16 protein-coding genes are annotated in these 19,588 nt (G+C 37.5%); 11 read left to right on the forward strand and 5 right to left on the reverse strand.

All coding sequences use genetic code 11. The annotated features are described in order from the left end of the window. The first annotated feature begins 4 nt into the window (after positions 1–4). The 9 genes from ACMAYL_RS01255 (at position 5) to ACMAYL_RS01295 (ending at position 8,750) form a co-directional block, all read left to right on the forward strand. Positions 5–256, forward strand: coding sequence for a Flp family type IVb pilin (locus ACMAYL_RS01255; protein ID WP_103217176.1), 252 nt, complete (start codon positions 5–7; stop codon positions 254–256). 139 nt (positions 257–395) lie between these two features. Then, a complete protein-coding gene (locus tag ACMAYL_RS01260) occupies positions 396–1,415 on the forward strand; it encodes a hypothetical protein (RefSeq protein WP_412470607.1) in 1,020 nt (339 codons plus the stop codon). 125 nt (positions 1,416–1,540) lie between these two features. After that, positions 1,541–2,830 (forward strand): thiolase family protein, encoded by a 1,290-nt coding sequence (locus tag ACMAYL_RS01265; RefSeq protein ID WP_412469517.1) that lies wholly within the window; start codon positions 1,541–1,543, stop codon positions 2,828–2,830. 27 nt (positions 2,831–2,857) lie between these two features. Further along, positions 2,858–4,975 carry a 3-hydroxyacyl-CoA dehydrogenase NAD-binding domain-containing protein gene (locus tag ACMAYL_RS01270; RefSeq protein WP_392992024.1) on the forward strand — a complete coding sequence of 706 codons (2,118 nt, stop codon included), beginning with the start codon at positions 2,858–2,860 and terminating at the stop codon, positions 4,973–4,975. A gap of 77 nt (positions 4,976–5,052) precedes the next feature. Next, positions 5,053–6,153: an ABC transporter permease gene (locus ACMAYL_RS01275; RefSeq protein ID WP_412470608.1), complete on the forward strand. Its 1,101-nt coding sequence runs from the start codon at positions 5,053–5,055 to the stop codon at positions 6,151–6,153. A 56-nt stretch (positions 6,154–6,209) separates the two neighbouring features. After that, entirely contained in the window at positions 6,210–7,280 is a 1,071-nt protein-coding gene (locus ACMAYL_RS01280; protein ID WP_412470609.1) for an MBL fold metallo-hydrolase, read from the forward strand. A 20-nt stretch (positions 7,281–7,300) separates the two neighbouring features. Further along, complete coding sequence (locus ACMAYL_RS01285) at positions 7,301–7,819, forward strand: lipocalin family protein (RefSeq protein ID WP_412470610.1); 519 nt, start codon at positions 7,301–7,303, stop codon at positions 7,817–7,819. 142 nt (positions 7,820–7,961) lie between these two features. Then, complete coding sequence (locus ACMAYL_RS01290; RefSeq protein WP_412469522.1) at positions 7,962–8,324, forward strand: hypothetical protein; 363 nt, start codon at positions 7,962–7,964, stop codon at positions 8,322–8,324. 18 nt (positions 8,325–8,342) lie between these two features. Beyond that, positions 8,343–8,750 carry a hypothetical protein gene (locus tag ACMAYL_RS01295; protein WP_392992016.1) on the forward strand — a complete coding sequence of 136 codons (408 nt, stop codon included), beginning with the start codon at positions 8,343–8,345 and terminating at the stop codon, positions 8,748–8,750. Between the two features lie 136 nt (positions 8,751–8,886). On the opposite strand, the gene ACMAYL_RS01300 is transcribed toward ACMAYL_RS01295, so the two are convergent. Continuing rightward, positions 8,887–11,253, reverse strand: a complete 2,367-nt coding sequence (locus ACMAYL_RS01300) for a Tex family protein (protein WP_412469523.1) — start codon at positions 11,251–11,253, stop codon at positions 8,887–8,889. 121 nt (positions 11,254–11,374) lie between these two features. Between ACMAYL_RS01300 and ACMAYL_RS01305 the strand changes: the two genes are divergently transcribed. Continuing rightward, on the forward strand, positions 11,375–12,331 hold the full coding sequence (locus ACMAYL_RS01305) for an FAD-dependent oxidoreductase (protein ID WP_412469524.1): 957 nt from the start codon (positions 11,375–11,377) through the stop codon (positions 12,329–12,331). Here the strand turns inward: ACMAYL_RS01305 and ACMAYL_RS01310 are convergent. Both ACMAYL_RS01310 and ACMAYL_RS01315 read right to left on the reverse strand, forming a co-directional pair. Then, positions 12,314–13,069: a DUF3050 domain-containing protein gene (locus ACMAYL_RS01310; protein WP_412470611.1), complete on the reverse strand. Its 756-nt coding sequence runs from the start codon at positions 13,067–13,069 to the stop codon at positions 12,314–12,316. The two genes, ACMAYL_RS01305 and ACMAYL_RS01310, sit on opposite strands and share 18 nt — an antisense overlap. Before the next feature lie 58 nt (positions 13,070–13,127). Further along, positions 13,128–14,750, reverse strand: a complete 1,623-nt coding sequence (locus ACMAYL_RS01315) for a YiiX/YebB-like N1pC/P60 family cysteine hydrolase (RefSeq protein WP_412470612.1) — start codon at positions 14,748–14,750, stop codon at positions 13,128–13,130. Positions 14,751–14,879: 129 nt separating this feature from the next. Between ACMAYL_RS01315 and ACMAYL_RS01320 the strand changes: the two genes are divergently transcribed. Then, complete coding sequence (locus tag ACMAYL_RS01320; RefSeq protein ID WP_103217192.1) at positions 14,880–15,395, forward strand: TetR/AcrR family transcriptional regulator; 516 nt, start codon at positions 14,880–14,882, stop codon at positions 15,393–15,395. A 40-nt stretch (positions 15,396–15,435) separates the two neighbouring features. On the opposite strand, the gene ACMAYL_RS01325 is transcribed toward ACMAYL_RS01320, so the two are convergent. Together ACMAYL_RS01325 and ACMAYL_RS01330 are read right to left on the reverse strand one after the other, a co-directional pair. Further along, positions 15,436–18,294 (reverse strand): hypothetical protein, encoded by a 2,859-nt coding sequence (locus ACMAYL_RS01325; RefSeq protein ID WP_103217193.1) that lies wholly within the window; start codon positions 18,292–18,294, stop codon positions 15,436–15,438. Then, entirely contained in the window at positions 18,281–19,471 is a 1,191-nt protein-coding gene (locus ACMAYL_RS01330) for a hypothetical protein (RefSeq protein WP_412462583.1), read from the reverse strand. Before ACMAYL_RS01330 ends, ACMAYL_RS01325 begins: the two co-directional genes overlap by 14 nt. Between the last annotated feature and the right edge of the window lie 117 nt (positions 19,472–19,588).

Genomic DNA, 19,588 nt, shown 5'->3' on the forward strand with positions numbered 1-19,588 from the left:
TATAATGAAGAGAAGCTACACTACAACCATTCTAAAATCACAAAGCGGTCAAACCGCAGTTGAGTATCTTCTACTTCTAGTGGCCGTCGTCTCTATTCTCTTTGCGGTCTTTCAAACTCTTGATGCTCGCTTCAAGGCCGACCCTGAAGCATGCCAACAAGGTAGTATAAATCCTCTTTGTTTTCTTAAAACTATCGGAATTGATGGCTCCAATGAGGTCGATCCTAAGAAATTTCGCACATTCAGGCTTCGTTAGACAGTTCTAACTATCTAATTTTAAAGAACTTTTTCCGTTTTCATGAAATTATTTCATCAGCGTTCGCTTTTGAACAGATTAATCTCGCAATGTGTTATAAGAAACTGTAACTCTATTTAAAAGAGACAGGGAGAACATCATGAAAACAACAATGATTAACTCGGCCGTATTGGCCGCACTTCTAATTTCAAGTGCAGCCTCATATGGACAACAAGACGATCCATTATTAAGTGAAACAGATCAAGTTGTTCATACTGACGAAATCAATATCGACGGGTTCTACAAAAAGAAAAAGAAACCATCACAAGCTGACAAAATCCAAAAGCTACGTCGTGAGCTAGAGGAGAAACACGAGCAGATGATGAGAAAGAATGTTGAGGATATGCGTCTACAAGAAGAAAAGCGTATCGCTGACAAGATCCAAAAGGCACTTGAGGGACAACTTAAGGCAATGGATGAAATAAATAATCAACAAGCAGCACCTGCAAGAGTACAAGCGGTCGCTCCTGTTGTAGCAGAACCAGTACTTCCAGAACTTAGCAATAAACTAACAATTGAGACTGGATATAAGAGTATTACTGGTGAGCAAAAAGAATGGACAGCAGGGATCAATTTCCAAGCTTCTGTTGAAACTGTTATTTCTGAAAGAGTTTCAATCGGAATTAGCGCTGGATTTATGAACCTTACTATTCAAGGTAATGAGCTTAGTAACTACAACAACTATGGTTACTACAATTATAATAACTATAATGCTTATAACTCTTATTCTCAAAATGATGAGATTTCATATAATGAGTTTAACTTTGGTGGATATGGTAAATTTTATTTCTCACGTTCAGCTAAGATTAAACCATACTTAAGTGTTGGAACTGGAATTCACTTTGGATCTTTTGAAATCCAAAACCCAGTTGATACTTTTAACGAGACTAAGCAATCGATGAAGTATGTATCAGGTAGTGCATCTCTTGGAGCAGAAGTTAATTTTGCTAAAGAATTTAGCGCACAAGTTGGCCTAACTTACGAAAAGAATATTTTTAGACTTGGTGAAGAAGCACAATACAATGGTTCAACTAACCAGAAGGCATTAGTTGACCAAGCTAGAAATATTGAAAATGCTGACACATTTACTTTAGGTGTTGGACTTTCATACCTGTTCTAAACAATTGTTTAAAAAACCCATGTTCTCATAAAAAGGCTCCACTCAGGGGCCTTTTTACTTTTCATTGCCACTGATTATCCTTACAATATTAAGCAAGTAAAATAATTTGAAGAAAGGAATCATCAATGAAACCAGTCTACATTGTCGAGGCAGTGAGAACTCCTCATGCAAAAGCCGGAACTATAATTAAAGATATTCAAGCCCCTTATTTAGGTGCTTACCTTGTTCGCCATATTATGGATGGAACTTCAATCGGTGACGATGAAGTTGATGAGGTTATTTTTGGAAACACAGGTACTCCTGCAAAGTATCCAAACGTAGGACGTGTTATTGCACTAGAGGCAGGCCTTCATAAGAAGACTTCTGGTTACTCTGTTCACAGAAATTGTGCTTCAGGACTTGAGGCCGCTTCTCAAGCTTTCATTAAAGTAGCAAGTGGACGTTGTGATGTCGTTGTTGCTGGTGGTGTAGAGTCAATGTCAAATATGCCACTTATTTATGGGAAGCAAATGACTGAGCTTTTTGCTTCACTTATGAAAGCAAAAACAACTGGTGATAAATTAAAAGTTCTTTCAACTTTTAAACCTGCATACCTTTCTCCAATTATTGCAATTGAACAAGGTTTAACGGATCCTTTTTGTGGCCTAAATATGGGACAAACTGCAGAGCTACTTGCACGTGAACTTGGGATCACTCGTGAAGAGCAAGATATCTATGCAAATGAGTCTCACCATAAAGCTATTAAGGCCATTGAAGAAGGTCGTTTTGCTGATGAGATCGTGCCACTGATCTATGGTTCAAAATTAGATAAATTACTTATGAATGATCATGGGCCACGTAAAGAATCTTCTGTTGAAGGTCTTGCAAAAATGAAACCTTACTTTGATCGTAAGTCAGGAACTGTTACAGTTGGAAATAGCTGTCCAATTACAGATGGTGGATCAGCGATTCTTTTCTGTTCTGAAGAGGCCGTAAAAAAATATAACCTAGAGCCACTTGCAAGAGTTGTTGATTATCACTTCCATGGACTAGAGCCTGAGCGTATGGGAATGGGACCACTTCATGCAATGGATGGTGTCTTTAGAAGATCTAATATGAATCTTGAGCAAATGGATCTAATTGAAATTAACGAAGCCTTTGCTGCACAAATTATTGCTGTTAAGAAGGCATTTACTGATAAGAAAGTTGCTGACTTCTTTGGTATTGATAAATTATGGGGTGAGATTCCTGCTGAGAAACTAAATGTTAACGGTGGTGCTATCGCTCTTGGACACCCAGTAGGGTCAACTGGATCACGCTTAATTGTAACTCTTGCTCATGAGCTAAAGAAGAGAAAAGCAGGATTTGGTGTTGCTTCACTTTGTATCGGTGGTGGTCAAGGTGGTGCCATGATTATCGAGAACTTACAAAAGTAATTAATTTAGAAAATATAGGATATAGCAATGACATATAAGAGAATCAGTTTTGAAATCAAGGACAAGAAAGCATATATCGGCTTTGGTTATAATGACAAAGCTTCGATGACTGTTTTCGATGAAGAAACATTAAAAGAGCTTCAAGATATCGTTGAAGATCTTCATACAAAAGAAAAAGAGCTAGATGGAGCAATCTTCTTTTCACACAAAGACAGATGTTTCATGGCAGGCGCAGATATTAAATTATTCGATACCATGCATACTGCAGCAGATGGACAAGCAGGAGCTGAAGCAGGTCAGACAATCTTTAATCGCATTGAAGACTTGAAGATGCCTACTGTTGCTTGTATCCACGGTGTGTGTCTTGGTGGCGGACTTGAATTTGCTCTTTCTTGTAAATCAAGAATTGTAAGTGATGACAAGGCAACAGGTCTTGGCCTTCCTGAAGTTAAGCTTGGCCTAATTCCTGGATTTGGTGGGACTTTTCGTCTACCTAAAGCAGTAGGGCTTCCAACTGCTCTTGATATGATCCTTTCGGGAAAAACTCTTAATGCTAAAAAAGCAAAGAGATCTGGACTTGTTGACGAGGTATACGCAAAAGAGCGTCTTGTTGATCTTGCACCAAACCATTTCAAGAAGAAAGTTGATAAGCGTGGATTCATGGATAAAATGCAAGACGCTGCAACTGATAATGTATTCACAAAGAAGATTATTTTTCAAAAGGCACGTGAATCAGTTTTAAAGAAAACTAAAGGTTTCTACCAAGCTCCTCTAAAAATTCTTGATGTGATGGAAGCTGGAGTAATGAAAGGTCGCACATCTTACTTAACTTCTGAAGCTCAGGCTTTTGGAGAGTTATGTATTGGTGAACAATCAAAGAACCTTCGCCATATCTTCTTCCTAATGGAAGGGTCTAAGAAAATGGACGATGCCAAGGGCGTTGGAAGAAAGCTTCGTCGTGGTGCTTGTCTTGGTGCTGGTACAATGGGTGGTGGTATCGCTTGGCTTATGGCAAAGAATGATATGTTTCCAATCATGAAAGACCTAAATCAGGTAGGACTTGAGCTCGGTCTTAAACAAGCTTCAAGTAACTTTGCTGGTGCAGTAAAAAGAAAGCGTATGTCTCACGATGATTTTGAGCGCAAAATGAGATCTATCAGTGCTCAAACAGATTACCGTGGATTTGAACACACAGACCTTGTGATTGAGGCCGTTGTTGAAAATATGGATATTAAAAAGAAGGTCTTTGCTGAAACTGAAACTAAAGTTCGTAAAGACACGATCCTTACTTCAAACACTTCATCTCTTTCAGTTCAAGAGATGGCAAGTGCGCTTGAAGATAACTCAAGATTTGCAGGTCTACACTTCTTTAACCCTGTTCACATGATGCCACTTGTAGAAATTATTAAACACGATGGTGTCTCTGATGAAACGATTGAGTCACTTTATGATTGGGTAGTAAAAGTTAAGAAGACTCCAGTTGTTGTTAACGATGGCCCAGGATTCCTTGTTAACCGAATTCTTATGCCATATATGAATGAAGCAGGCTTCTTATTAGAAGAAGGTGTTTCAATCAAAGATATCGATGATGCTTGTCTAAACTTTGGTATGCCAATGGGCCCATTTAGACTTCTTGATGAAGTTGGAATTGATGTTGGTGATAAAGTTTCTAAAATTATTTATGACGGACTAGGGGAGCGTCAAGCTTCAAATGGTATTGGAAAGCAAATGCTTGAAAAAGAATTCTTTGGAAAGAAAAATGCTAAGGGATTCTATCTATACGATGAAAAAGGTAAGCCAACTGGTCCTAACCAGGAAGCTTGGAATATGCTTCCAAAAGCGTCTAAGAAGCTGAGTGAAACAGAGATTCAAATGAGAATCTTTCTTCCAATGATTAATGAAGCTGCTACAACACTTGAAGATAAAATCGTTGCAAAAGCAAAAGACGTTGATTTAGGTCTAATCTTTGGTATCGGTTTCCCTCCGTTTAGAGGAGGTCTTCTAAGATATGCAGACACTCAAGGGATCGCTCGTTTAAGAGATGAAATGCTTAAGTTTTCTGAAAGTGTAAGTAAGGCCAGGTTCACTCCATGCGCACTTATTAATAAGCTTGCTGATGAAAACTCAACTTTTTACGAGTTATAGTTTAAATGTTTCTAAGTTTTTTTAGATTTTTTCTAAATTACTTATTTAAAGCTAAGACTCGCCAAAGGCTACTTATTATGGCCTTGGCGAGTCTTATCATATCAAGCTTTTCACTCCTAAGTGTTCAGTCAGTTCTTAAAGGACTTCAAACCAATCGCATCGAGCGTGGAAAGCAAACTCTTGGCCGATACATTATTGATCTTCCAAAAGATCTCGACTTTGAAAAAACAAAGTCTTACTTAGATGATAATAAATTAAGATATTCATTTGAGTATGAAATAGAGGGCCTTATTCGTCTTGAAGGCTACTTAGCACCTGTTATTTTTCATGGTGTTGCAAGTGAGACTTCTACGATTTTACCTAAGGCCATTGATCATTGGCCTGCAAGAGAAGAAATCCTCTTATCACCTTATTTAGGTCGAAAGATTTATGCAGGACTTGATGATAAGATTCAATTTATTTCTCCGGCCCATACAGATGTTTTCTTTGGTGAGCTTCCTCGTTTTAAGTCACTGATGATTGAAAATTTCACTGATTCAATGGACCCAGATATCGACGAACTTCACGCCTGGGGACATGCTTATAGTGCATTTTCAATCGCAAAGTCACGTCGTTATAATAAACTGAGGGTTTATAGTGTTTTGGGTGCCGCTGAAGCAGGAGAGCTCAAGCAGTATTTAACTTCAAAAGGTGCAAGCTTTAAAACATGGGAACAGTTAAATCAGAATCTTGTTTATGCTCTGGCGCTAGAAAATAATGTGGTTCTCTTTTTATTTTTAGCAACGATTGTTCTTGTTACATTTTCGATTATCTCAGGGCTTTCAATTTTCTATGCAAGAGTTAGAAATGACTTTGCTTCTTTTTGGATCCTTGGAATGAGTATGGATCAGATTAAGAAGTATGGGGGACTTAATATTGCCATTATTACAGTTTGTGCAATTGCTTTAGGTAATCTTCTGAGTTTTATTGTATTAAAGCTATTAGCGCAGTTTTCTCCTGTTATCATGCCGGCCATGTTTGTTGATCGTTCACTTCCAGTACGCTTTACTGGATCGTCGTTCGTCTTCTCATTTCTAGTGCCAGTGATTATTACAGTAATCTTCACTCTTTTTTCCAATTGGAGATTTTTCAAGGATAATGGGAATTTCATTAGTTTTGTCAAAAAAGTAGGAACTTAATGTTTAAACATTTTCTTCTATTATTTATTTTATTAAGTTTTTCTGGATGTACAGGTATGAGTAAAGTTGCCTCTGTGTTTATGTCTTCACTCGGGGCCCACCCGAATAAGAATGAGTTAAGAAGCTTTGAAAAGTCGGAAAACTTTGATGCCTCTAAGCAAATCTTTATAAACCGCAGACCTAATATTACTAAAGAGCAACCCATTCAAAAAGATGGTTTTGGTTTTTCTAAGTTTATTGAATTCTTAGGAAAGGGCGGAGGGCGCTATCCTGAAAAATCTTTGCCTTCTATAAAGCCTGATATGGAGAAGTTCTTAGAAAAGTCAGATCACGTTAAATCGATTTGGTTTGGACACTCAACGATTCTTTTAAATGTCGATTCAAAGATTGTTCTAATTGATCCAATCTTTTCAGGTTCTTCTTCTCCGGTACCTTTATTCGTTAAGCGCTTTGCACCTCCTGTTCTTAGCTTAGAAGAACTTCCAGAAATTGATTATATTATTATCTCTCATGATCACTACGATCATCTTGATATGACAACGATGAAATTCTTTGCCAAAAAGAAAGACGTCAAAATTATTACGCCTCTTGGAGTCGGTTCACATCTTAAAAGATGGGGAATAGATGACTCTCGTATTACTGAACTTGATTGGTGGCAAGATGTGGATTTTGAAGGCATAAAATTTACTGCAACTCCCGCTCAGCATTTCTCTGGGCGTGACCAGGCCCATGAGAATACGACTCTGTGGGCATCGTGGGTTGTAAAGACTCAAAATAATAATCTCTACTTTAGTGGTGATACTGGCTACGATATTCATTTTAAAGAAATTGGAGCTCGTCTAGGGCCATTTGATGTAGCGTTCATGGAATCAGGTCAATATAACCCAGATTGGTTTGCGGTTCACTTGCTTCCTGAAGAATGGCCAAAGGCCTATGCCGATATCAACGCTAAGTACTATTTCCCAATTCATTGGGGTGCATTTTCACTTTCATTTCATACATGGGATGATCCGATCTTAAAGTTAGATGAATATGCTCAGCAAGGTGTTCTTAAGCTAATGGCACCAAAGTTAGGAGAAATTGTCTCTTTTGATGAACAAGAATATGTTACAAAGAAGTGGTGGTAATCCAAATAGTAGGAGGCCTTTTGAAGTTTCTTATCTTAATCGTATCTTTCTTTCTCTTAAGTTGTAGCTCGACTACTTATCATAAAACAGTGGACTATGTTGATATTGATCGCTTCATGGGGGATTGGTTCGTACTAGCGGCAAGAGGTACATTTCTAGAAGAAGGCCAACATAATTCAGTTGAGACTTATACGTGGAATGAAAAAGAGAAGCGTATCGACGTTAACTTTGTTTTTAATAAAGACTCTCTAGATGGAGAACAAAAAGTCCTCACACAAAAGGCCTGGATCGAGGATACAAAAACCAATGCCCATTGGAAGATTCAGCTTTTTTGGCCTCTTAAATTTGATTACCTTGTCGTTGCTCTTGATCCAAAGTACGAGTGGGTGGCCATCGGCGTCCCTGATGAAAAGTACCTGTGGATCATGTCTAGAAAATACAGCAATGACTATGCTTCTAAAACAGTTGCTAAGGGCATCAAGCAATTAGATGAGCTTGGTTACAACACAAGCGAACTCATCCTTATCCCGCACCGATAAAATTTCAGATAGTTAGATTCGTTTATTTTTTGATCATATGTATATTTATTTCAATTTTTCACACTATTTCTCTTTATACTGTATTGTGAACTTGTTTAGTTAAGAAAGTAAATTCAAGAAATTATAGTAATGGAGATTATTTATGAAAAAATTATTACTCGTTCTACTATCACTGACTGCATTTTCAGCTTATTCGGCTACATACTCAGGTCAAAATGAAATGGATAAGGCCCTCGTTGGAAATGAGAATGTTGAAGTTACGCAAATCGTAGCTGGTGAGAAATACAATCTTAAGATGAATTATGCTGGTCAGCTTGCTGTTGATACAACTTGTGAAAAAGATCGTGTTGAAAATGGATCTATCGTTTTCAGCTGTATGATCTATGAAGAAGAAAACCACAAAGTTGATCTAGTTTTTTGGAAGCAAATGGGTATTCAGGATATGATCACAATCGATCTTAACACTGGAATGGGATTAAGAGTAAATTTAGAAAGAATTGATTAATAACAGAGAGGTCAGAAAATGAAGAATATTTTAAAACTAGTTTTTGCTTTAATGGTTATTTCTAACATTAATGCAAGTTCGAATGATTGCCATTATTTCTTAGTTCTTTCAGATGTTGATGGACGAACTGATGTAACACAGAAAGTTATGAAAGTTTATGAAGATAAAGGTTATACTTTCACAAAAATCAGTAACTTAAATGAATTACCACAAGAAGGTAGTGTGAGTTATATGACAATTTTCTCTGATGTACATCACTACAGAGGAGCTTATACAAGTGTTAAGCTAAAGGATCTTGTTATAAATGATGGAGAGATTGTTCAAGAGGTAGAGTCTTCTTACAAGCTTACTAAGAAGCCACTATTTGGTTCTTGGACAAAGAGTCTTTTAAGATCTGTTAAGAGAAAAGTTTCTTCGTGTAAATAATTTTTAAAAGTTATATATCTGATTATAAAAGGGCCCATACCGGGCCCTTTTGTTTTTATTAAGTTAGTTTTTTATTGCTTCAGATACAATTATAGTTGCCTCCAATAGTCTGGCCTATGAGCAGACAATGGCGCACCTACTTTACTTTAAATCCTGCAAGCGCCGCAAATGCATTATTCTTTAAAGGTGCATCGTTTTGCTTTGGCATCTTAGGCTTTCCACCACCGCGTGGTTTACTCTGGCGAGGTCCACCTGAAGGGCGCTCATAAGTTTTTGCTTCTTCTGCACCATCTGATTTAAGAGATAGGGCAATACGCTTTCTATCCATATCAACATCAAGAACAACTGCTGAAACCTCTTGTCCAACTTTAAGAACATCAAGAGCATTATCAACAAAGTGGTCTGCCATTTGTGAAACGTGGACAAGGCCGTTTTCTTTGATACCGATATCAACGAAGGCACCAAATTGAGTGATGTTTTTTACGATACCTGGGTATCGCTCACCAATTTTAATATCTTTAATTTCACGTGCATCTTTTCTAAATTCCGTCGTCTTGAATTCTGTACGTGGATCTTGAGAAGGAGCTGTTAGTGATTTGTAGATATCATTAACTGTGAACTCGCCAAGCTTTGCAATTAGGTCCTTATCTGATTTAAGTTGGTTTGCAACAGCATTATCTGTTGTTAACTGCTCAAGTGTGAAGCCTTTCGATTGTGCCCAGTTCTCTAGCATTTCATAGTTTTCTGGGTGGATGAATGTTGCATCTAGCGGGTTTGCACCATTGTAGACACGTAGGAATCCTGCGGCCTGTTGGAATACCTTATCTGTAAAACGTGAAACTTTTAAGATTTCACTTCTATCTGAGAATAGACCGTTCTTATCTCTGTGCTTAACAATATTGCCCGCAACAGTCGGTCCAATACCAGAGATAAAAGAAAGTAGAGGAGCTGAAGCAGTGTTAATATCAACACCAACAAAGTTTACACAGCTTTCTACGACACCATCTAGTGACTTCTTAAGTCTGATTTGGTTTACATCGTGCTGATACTGGCCAACACCGATTGATTTTGGGTCTATCTTTACAAGTTCAGCAAGTGGATCTTGGAAACGACGTCCGATTGAAATTGCACCTCTTACTGTTGCATCTTTATCAGGGAATTCTTTCTTTGCAATTGCAGATGCGGAATAAATTGAAGCACCATCTTCTGAGATCATTGTTGCTTTAACTTTTCCATCTTTAACTGCTGTGACGTTATCTTCAACAAATTGAAGAGTCTCACGTCCAAAAGTTCCGTTTCCAATAGCGATATACTCAACATTGAATTGCTCAATCATGGCATTTAGAATTGTTGCTGACTCACGAACCTGATTTCTTGGTGGGTGAGGGTAAACAACAGTATCAACAACAAACTTACCTGTGTTATCGACAACAACTGTCTTACATCCCGTTACAACACCTGGGTCAAGTGCAAGAACCGTCTTAGGTCCTAGGTATGGTTGAAGAAGTAGGTTTTTAAGGTTTACACCAAAAACGTCAATTGCAGATTCATCTGAAAGCTTCTTAAGCTCACCCTTGATTTCTAAATCAAGTGAAGAGTGAATATAGTTTTTGTAGGCCTTTGAAGCACAGTCAACTAGTGCTTTGTAGCTTGTAACACCAGTGTCAGCAAAGTGTTTTGAAAGAATCATATTATTTGCGTATTCTTCATCAAATACGATTTCTACTTTTAGAATTTTTTCTGTTTGTGCACGACGGATTGCTAGGAATCTGTGGGCCGCTTTTGGATCACGAAGATCCGCTACTTTTTGTTCATACTCAAAATAGTCTTTGTATTTTTGCCAGTCTTTGATTTCCTCATAACCTTTTCTTGGTGATGACTTAATCATTGCCTGTGCCCAGTAATCATTTCGAAGAGTCTCTTTCAGCTCTGTATCGTGTGCGATTTCTTCAATGATGATATCGCATGCTCCTTTTAATACATCTTCAAAAGTTGCAACTTTCTTATCTTTATTAATGAATTTTAAGGCCTCTTTTGCAAGCTCTGGCATAGGAAGCTTCGAAGTCTTCATTAGGATTGCAAATGGCTCAAGCCCAGCTTCTTTAGCAATTTGTGCTTTTGTTTTTCTCTTTGACTTAAATGGCGCGTAGATATCTTCAAGTTGGTTGATATTTGTCGCTGCTTTAATCTTCTTTTCAATCTCAGGTGTCATCATCTCTTGTTTTGTGATGGCCTCAAGGATGAAAGCACGGCGTTTTTCACGCTCAATATATTCGTCGTATTTTTCTTGGATTAGACGGATTTGTTCTTCATCTAAACCACCTGTTTTATCTTTACGGTAACGTGTGATGAATGGGACAGTACAGTCTTCAACAAGTAACATGGCAAGTACGGCCATGATTTGTTTCGCTGTGATATCTGTGTTGTCTACACAAAATAGGACGGCATTTTGATCGATGATATCCATTGGGTTTTTTGCTGCTTTTTCTGTCGTCTCTGACATAATTCATACTCCATTAACTAAATTTGAATTAAAATTGTATAGTTATTGAATTTGGAATGACAATGGAAAACTTGAGTAAATTCGACTGGTTAACTTAAAAATATTGATGTAAGAAGTTATTATGACAAATGAATTCGATTATTTAGTAGTTGGTGATGGCATTGCTGGCCGCGCCATTTTATATTTCTTAACAAAAAAATATCCAACGGCACGAATCGCTCAAGTATATGATGACGAGGCGTTTCCAGCTTGTTCGAGACGCACGACAAGCGTTGTATCATTTGGATTATTTGAAGAAGGGATTTCGAAGCTTGGAAATATTCTCTTTCATGCTCATGAATTCTTAAAAGACTTCGTTGAAATAAATAGGCCATCTGGAGTTTATAGCTGCAAACAATTCTATCTTCCTCCAAATATTAAAGAGGATCCTCTAAAGTTTAAGCAATTTGAGGCCCGTTATGGTGCAGACTTTATTGAGTTTAAGAATCAGCAGACTGTTGCTAAAGATGCATATGTTATCAATCCTGATGAATTCCTTAATTTCTTTAAAACTGATGTCGAACAAATTAGGGCAAGAGTTAGTGGCGTTAATAAAGGCGAGCTCAAGACTAATATTGGAAGCTTCAATGCTCAAAAAATTATTTTAGCAACAAGTGCCTACACGTCATTAATCTTTAAAGATAAGAGTTTACCAGAGGGCAAGCCTGTTAAAGGCACTTACTTTACTTGGGATATCGATTTAAACGAAGAATCCTTTGTGATTTCTCGTGGTCACTTTAATCTTATTTATCGTGCTCAGGATAATCTTCTACTATTTGGTGCAAATTCAATTGAGGGGCTTTCTCATCTTCATTCTCCTAAAGAAGTGTATGAGAAACTAGAAATCTTTCAAGGCTTATTTCCTGAATTTAAAAATCTTGAAAAACCAATGATTCACACAGGAATTCGTCATAAAGGTAAGAGACGCACACCTTTTTGTGGTGAAGTTTGCGAAGGTGTCTACGCTCTAAACGCTCTATATAAGAACGGTTGGAGCGCTGGAGTTTCTCTAGCAAAAGAATTAGTGGATAGGCTCTAAGTTTTCTGAACGGTTTGCTCTAATTTCTTCTAGAACATAATCCCACATCTGTGCTCTAAGTTTAAGTGAATCAAGAGCTACTTGCGTTGCTTGTTCTTCTTTTTCAGCAGTGTCACAAAGCTGTGAAAGAAGTTTTCCCGCAAGGTCACCATGCTCGTCACCATCAAGTTCAATATGACGAACAAGGTAGTGTTTAAAATATGGAGCATCAATATTCTTTTCTTCTAAAACATTCACAAATGGTTGAAACAGATCAGGGATCAGGTTTTCTCTTCCATAAAAGAATGCTGAAGCAACGGCACTTGGATGGGCGTTAGTGACAAGGTTTAGGTTAAATGCCGTAAATTTTGCGATCTCTTGAGGGAGCTCATCAAATGAGAAATCACTAAAGAAGTTTTCAATTGGCGTTGTATCAGCACCAACTTCCTTCATCGCATTTAAGTACATTGTGAAGTGATCAATATGGCCACCGTTTAGATCTTCATCACTTTCTTCACCTAAAACAATCTCGTTAATGAAACGAACGCACTCTTTGTCATACTTTGAAGGCATCCATGGCGTTGACACACATGTCACTTCACGTTGAAGGCCTTTTAATAGAGACATGAAATCCCATACTGCAAAGATGTGCCACTTCATAAGAATTTTCACATCATCAATATCGTTGATATTTGAATAAAGTGGGTGAGCGCATAGCTCGTTGTGGGCGTTTTGAATTGCTATATTGACCGTTTTCATATGCGGCCAATATAGCGTAATTTACTTAACTCTTAAAGTGCGAATTAACCCTTTAGCTTTAGTTGTGAAATAAGTGGTGGAAATCAGGCCTACTTAATGAGCGGCGTCTTCTTGGGCCATTGCGTCGACCACCTTGCATTTGAAGCTTTTGATTATACTTCTTGTCTTCAATATATTTTATGTACTTATCTAAGTCTTCTTTTCGGTAACTCTCAAGTTCTTGAAACATTTCATTAAAAGAGAGGATTCCTCCTGCTTCTTTCTCCGCCTTTGCAATCCTTTCGTAGAGCTTCTCACCAACTTGGTCTAGAACAACAAAGAGATCAATCTGTTTTGAACCTAGATTGAGTGGAAATTTCTCTTCTAAGTTTACACCTGCTACAAATTTAATAATACCGCGACTGATAACTGAACGACGTGCAAGCCAAGCAAAATCATTACCTAGTTTTGTTCCAAAGCTAGGATCAAATTCATATCTTTCCTTTTCCATCCATTCAAAAATCTTTGAAAGAATCGCATCTTTGTAACGTGTATCCTTAAGTTTATCTGGGTTTCTCCATTCGGCAACGAGATCAAAGCGTGAATCAAATTGAATTTCGCCAGGGCCGAATGTTTTAAACTTTGCGATATTTTCACTTGTCACTTGGAGACCAAAGTCTTGTAGAAATGAAAGTAGGGCCGGGTTAAAGCTCGTTTTAAACTCTGGGATATCCATAGCTGTTCCAGAAAGCTTTTCACTGGCAACTTTGTAACCATGATAAATAACTTCAGAGCAAAAGATTTGCGAGTCATCGTTATAGTCCATGGCAAAGTCGTATGGGATATTTTTATCGTGTTTCTTAGTAAATTTAGAGAAACGCTCATGCATCTCTTTGGCCGCTAAATGCGCTAATTTAGCGTCTTTGTGACGAAAGACAACAGTTCTAGAATTTGCCTGATCAAGGTGTACTTGAAAGGGAGCAACAACATTACCCACTTCGATATGGGCCTCTGACGTGAAAAGCTCGCCTGTCTTCTTGTCTTTATATACTAATGTTAAGTGTGAAAATTGATGATCATCATCGCCGATTCGAGCAATAGCGGCACTTGAGTAGGCATTCCCGCGTGATAGAATAATATCTCCTGATTTGAGATCTCTCGGGCCTGAAAAACTATATTCAGGATTAACCATAAAGTGAATAGGAGAGTCGCCATCAAAATTTAATGTGCTAAATTGGCGCGGTACTTTTCCCTTAGGCCTTGAGGCATAGTAGGACTCGATAAAGTAGTCCTCAAGATAGCGTAGGGCCCTAAAAATATCTTTTACACCCTTAAGACATTGCTTTTCATCTTGATCAAGTTCCTTAGTACTATTGAGATCTTTTAATTTCTCCTTGAGATCAAGGCGAATATTAAAGGATGCATTCACGAAATCTTGCATTTGATACTGCGAGAATTCAGAAAAATCGATATCTGTTGATTTAATGGAAAAGAGGCGATTGTAGTAATGTTCAGTCTTTGTCGCACATTCTGCAGGAGATTTTACGCCCTTGGATACCTGTTCGTGCATCTCGTGCATGAGGGATTCAAACTTTGAGCTCTTTAATGAACTTGGCATTCGATAAGACTTCTGATTACAAGATACTAGCAAGGTAGAGACGATAATCGCTCCGGCGATCCCTGTAAGTTTCTGATTTTTCATTGTTTTCCCCCACAATTCTGAAAAATATAAATAGCTAAATAATCAAAATTGAACATGACTCAATAAATTTTTATCGGATTTTACCTTTTAAAACTTAAGTATTATTATCGGGTATAGAGAGATTTATTTATGACAAGCAATAAAAGTGAAGAAGTACATTATCGAATTTTAAATGCAGTAACCAAATTAGAAGTTGCTAAGGGACACCTTAACTGGAAAATCGCCGAGGTGGCCAAAGAGGCAGATGTTACTCGCTCACTCATCTATTATTATTTAGGTAAGGAAAAGGATGTAATCCTTAAGGAAGCGGTTAAGTATATGATTGCTCGTATCTTTAACCTATCTCAGGAAAACTCTGTTGGAATTCGTGAGCGTATTAAAATAGTTAGAAAGCAAATCATTCAAATGCCATATCTGTTAGCACTTTATATGATCAATAAGGGTGCTGGTAATGAGTTGTCTGATATTATTGTGGAAGCCGAGGCCGAGTTATTTGAACTTCTAAAGAAGAAATATCCTAACGTTGATCCTCGTGAGCACTTAAAAATTTATCTTATGGAATTAGGGGTATGTCTTTACCGCGATGTGGATGATGATACTCTTGATTATATCTTTTCCAAATATGACAGCTTTGAAGCAAAGTAATTAAAATAGAAAAAGGCCTCTTAAGAGGCCTTTTTTATTTCTAGCAAAAATCAATTGATGCGTGATTGTACTGATCTGGTGGAAGTTCACACTTGTCTTCTGAGAAGTTGTGGTCTCCGCCGTTTTTAATTGGGTCATACTTCTCAACCGTACCTGGAATTGCTTGGTCATCGATTAAGTCGTGGTTGCTATCAAATGCTTCTTTATAACTCTTGTACACATCTAGCATATAAACATCTGGTGACTGAGTCTTTCTTTCTTTGATGTTAAACATCGAGCTTGAAGCTTTTGCTAGGAAGTCAGTAAACTTATAAAGTGTCTTTCTTCCTCTAAACATCATTGTGTATTGGTTTTCAGTCATTCCAAGTCTATCTCTTAAGATTGAGTTGAATTGGAAACCTTCACCTGTAAAGTACCATGTTTCTTCTAGTCTTTCTTTTCCTGCACTTGGTTTACATACTTTGTAACGAATCGGATTGTTAACAGTGTTGTAAACTAATCTACCACCAAGTCCGTGATTTGATGGATACTTATCAGAGATCCATTCTGCTTTAAACTTTGATGTTCCTTCGATCATAAAACACTGGTGTGTTCTTGCTTCAAAGTTTAGTGTAATTGCTTCAGCGTATAGATCAATTGATTGTCCGCTGTCACTTCTGTTATTATCACCATTTGAACGATCTAGTGACCATGCCGTTGACCAGTCGTATCCTGCTGATACACCAACTCCACCGCTTACTGGTAACTTTTCTCCAAATGGAAGTTTGAAGTCAAGTTTTGCACCAACACCTGTTTTATATCCGTGAGAGAATCCAACTCTTCTGTTTTCAGTAAAGTAAGTTCCGCTACCAGTTGATTTAGAGATTCTAATAGTATTCGAGTGGCTAACTCTTGGTTTTGAAAGAATCTCTTGTACGTGACTTACTGGTGTAATCATCATGAATTCCCATGGAGACTCAATACACTTTTTCATATTGTAGTCTGAGTAAGATTTCCAGATTAGACCTGTTTTTTCTTGGCTAAAGAATGTCCCACATAGCTTAGCAAGTGTTGCTGAGTCGTATTGGTCTTCGTATAGCTTAGAGATTTCAGTCGTCGTAAGCTTATTTTCTTCAATAAGTTTTTTGTTCAGTCCAGTGTGATCAACTTTAATTGTCTCATCAAAAAGCTCGTGCTTCTTAAGTTCGTCAGAGAAGATCGCCTCAGAACTTTTGTTGTAACGAGGAGCTAGTTTAGCTGCAATGATATCTTTCTTTGTCACACCTTTTACATCGTTTGATAGCTTTTCTAGGTAGTTCTCAAGTTGTACCATTTCATTCATTTTCTTATCAATTTTTGTATTTGTAAAATCTTGCTCTTCAAACTTATCCGTCACTTGAAGTTGAGTGTGAAGGATTGAGTGAAAAGACTTTGATGATGCGTGGAATGTACCTGCTGCCCAAGCTGGACGAGGTGCATTTCTTGGATCATCTCCTTCTCTTAAGATCGGTGAAAGTTTAATTGCCGCATAAGTTCTCGTGTGGATATATGGCATGTCCACAAACTTGATTGGCATATCAATTCTTGCCTTTAGTAAATTGTTTTCTACTTCTACTTCACGTGAAGCAACTGAGATAAGTTTAAACTTGTGCTTGTTCTCATTTGTTAAATCAATATCACCCTGTAGTGGCGCTAGGAAGTATACTTCTAGCTTAAGCTTTCCTTGGTAGAAAGGCTCAATTGGGTTCATGTGGTGTACGTAGTTACCGTAGTTAACTTTTGGGTACATCTTAACAATGAATGACTTCTCAATTACTAGATCAAGGTTCTTGTTAAGGTGGAAACCATTATTATTATCGTGTCCAAGGAAGCTATAGTTAACTTCATCAACAAATAGTCTTGCTCTTTGGTTGTTATTATCTTTTTCACACTTTCCAGTTCTTGAAACTTCAGCAAAAATCCAACCGTTATTTGACCATGGGTAAAGACATAGTCCACGTGTTACTTTTGCATTTTGAAGTGTTTCATTTTGAACTTCAATTTCTAGGTTAAATGGAATACGACGAGTGTTTGTGTATCTTTCGTGCTCAAGGTAGAACTTGATTTCACCACAACCTGACTCATCTAATTGACCGTCAGTAATGTCATACATTTCAGTTACTGCATGCTCTTCACCGTTTTCTTGTTTTTCAAGGTTGATTAGTCTTGCTTTAACAAATTCGTTTGATAGTGAGCTACCATTTGCCTTAAGGTTTAAACATCCATTTACAACAACTTTTTGATCAATAATTAAATTATCATTTCTTGGATCAACTTGACCAAAACCTTTAGGAGTGATTTTTACGTTCTTAACATTGATGATCTCGTCTGCACTTAGACGGTTCTTGTTAAGAGAAGTTTTCATCACATAGTTATTTCTGTGAATAATGCTATTTGTATACTGATTCATCGATAGTTTTAGGTCGTATGAAATATTAGCACTTGTTGCAAGAGTTACTACTCTTTCACCCATTGGAAGGTAAGTGTTTGGAAGAGAATAGTCCATAGTAATTGGCTCATCCCAAAAGATACAGCTATTGTCATCAGCAGTTCTTTCTACAGTTTGAAAGTTTTCACCAGATACGTAGAAAGTTTGGTACTGTAAGCTCTTTCCAAGTTTTGAACTTAGACATGCTTTTACATGAAACGTCTTACCATAAGCGATTCTTGACTTCATCGATGCCTTATCTTCTGTTACTCCTTCTACTGTGAAGCGTGAAACAGACACAAGAGCACTTTCATTTGCAGAAGCCTTAAGCTGTCTTGCAAGTTGCTGTCTTTCGTCGTTGGAAGTGTCACTTCCACAACTAACAAGCGTTGTTAGTGCAAGCATTGAGATGCTTAGGAGAGTGATGTTCTTCATGTTCTTACAAAATGTCATATTCTTTCCTTAGGGAGATTGTATAAACTTGTTCGTCACTGTAACCATCAATTAAGTACGCTGAGTCAAGGTTTCCAAGTACAGTGCGATTAATATAATTAAATTCTGTGCTAAATCCTTTTTGTGTTTCTAATTCAAATCCTACGGCATATCCTTTGTAGTCATTTGAAAAGATTCCACCACGGTAGAAAGCTGGTGCAGTATCTGCTTGGTTTTCAAATGCTAGGGCAGAAAGAGTAATTTTCTTGTCACCCATATTTGTTTTGAAATCTGCTCTGTATGAGTAACCAGTGTTCTTATCATCTGGAACTACTGATTCAGTGTTTTTAATATATGAGCCTGAAAGCTTAAGAGAGTTATCTCCTAAAGCAATTTCAATTCCTGCATTAGCAAAGATTCCTGTAAAGTCATAAAGGTATAGACTTTGATCAATTGGTGTACCGATGCTTACAGAGTTCCCCCAGTAGTAGTCTTTGTTAGCAAGATCACCTGAAAGTTTCTTGTAGCGGTAACTACCTACAGCACCACCAATGCGTAAAGCTTTTGTAAGGTAGCTAATGTCTGCTGACTCAGAGAAGAATTGTGGATCACCTGAATCATCAATATTAAAAGTTTCTCTTAAAATTGCATTTTGTGGCTTAGCTTGTGTTGCTTGAAGACGAAGGTAGAAGTTTCCAACCTTAGTTGCAATCACTTCTCTTGCACCAATAAACGATGTTCCACCGTTAATGAATGGAGAGATATATTGACGCTTAGTTGAGTTATCAAGAGCACCTGCACTGATCTTTACAAAACTAAGTGGCCTAAAATCAAAATAACCATAGTCATAAGTGAACTTTGGCTTGTAAGTTTTAACTCTTTCTGCTTCTTGTGAAGAAGAGTTACCTGATTGATAGCTAAAACCACCACTGAAGTTAAAGTCGATATTTTCAACAACCTCTGCTTCAAGCTCTAGGTTCATCTTTGTCTGATAAACACTTCCTTTATCAGTTCTTGAATCAAGAGCACCATAATCCGCCCCAAGCTCTAGCCCTACATTTTTGAATCCTGCTGTCTTTAGAGTAGAGCTAAGCCCTTCTGTAAAGATTTTTGCCGATTCGTTCTGTGCGAAAGCTTGTGCCTGGCTTAGTAAGGCCAGTAAAATTAAATGTTTAGTTACGTTTTTCGCTTTAATCATGTCATTCCTATTTGTTTTGATACTAGAATAGATGCATGAATGATGCCATGTGTAATGAAACAAGTTCACGGGTGTAAAAAGTTTAAACTGCTGAAATGTGGTGTAAGATACTAAATT

It is taken from the genome of Halobacteriovorax sp. RT-2-4 (assembly GCF_047085445.1).
Taxonomy (GTDB): Bacteria; Bdellovibrionota; Bacteriovoracia; order Bacteriovoracales; family Bacteriovoracaceae; genus Halobacteriovorax_A.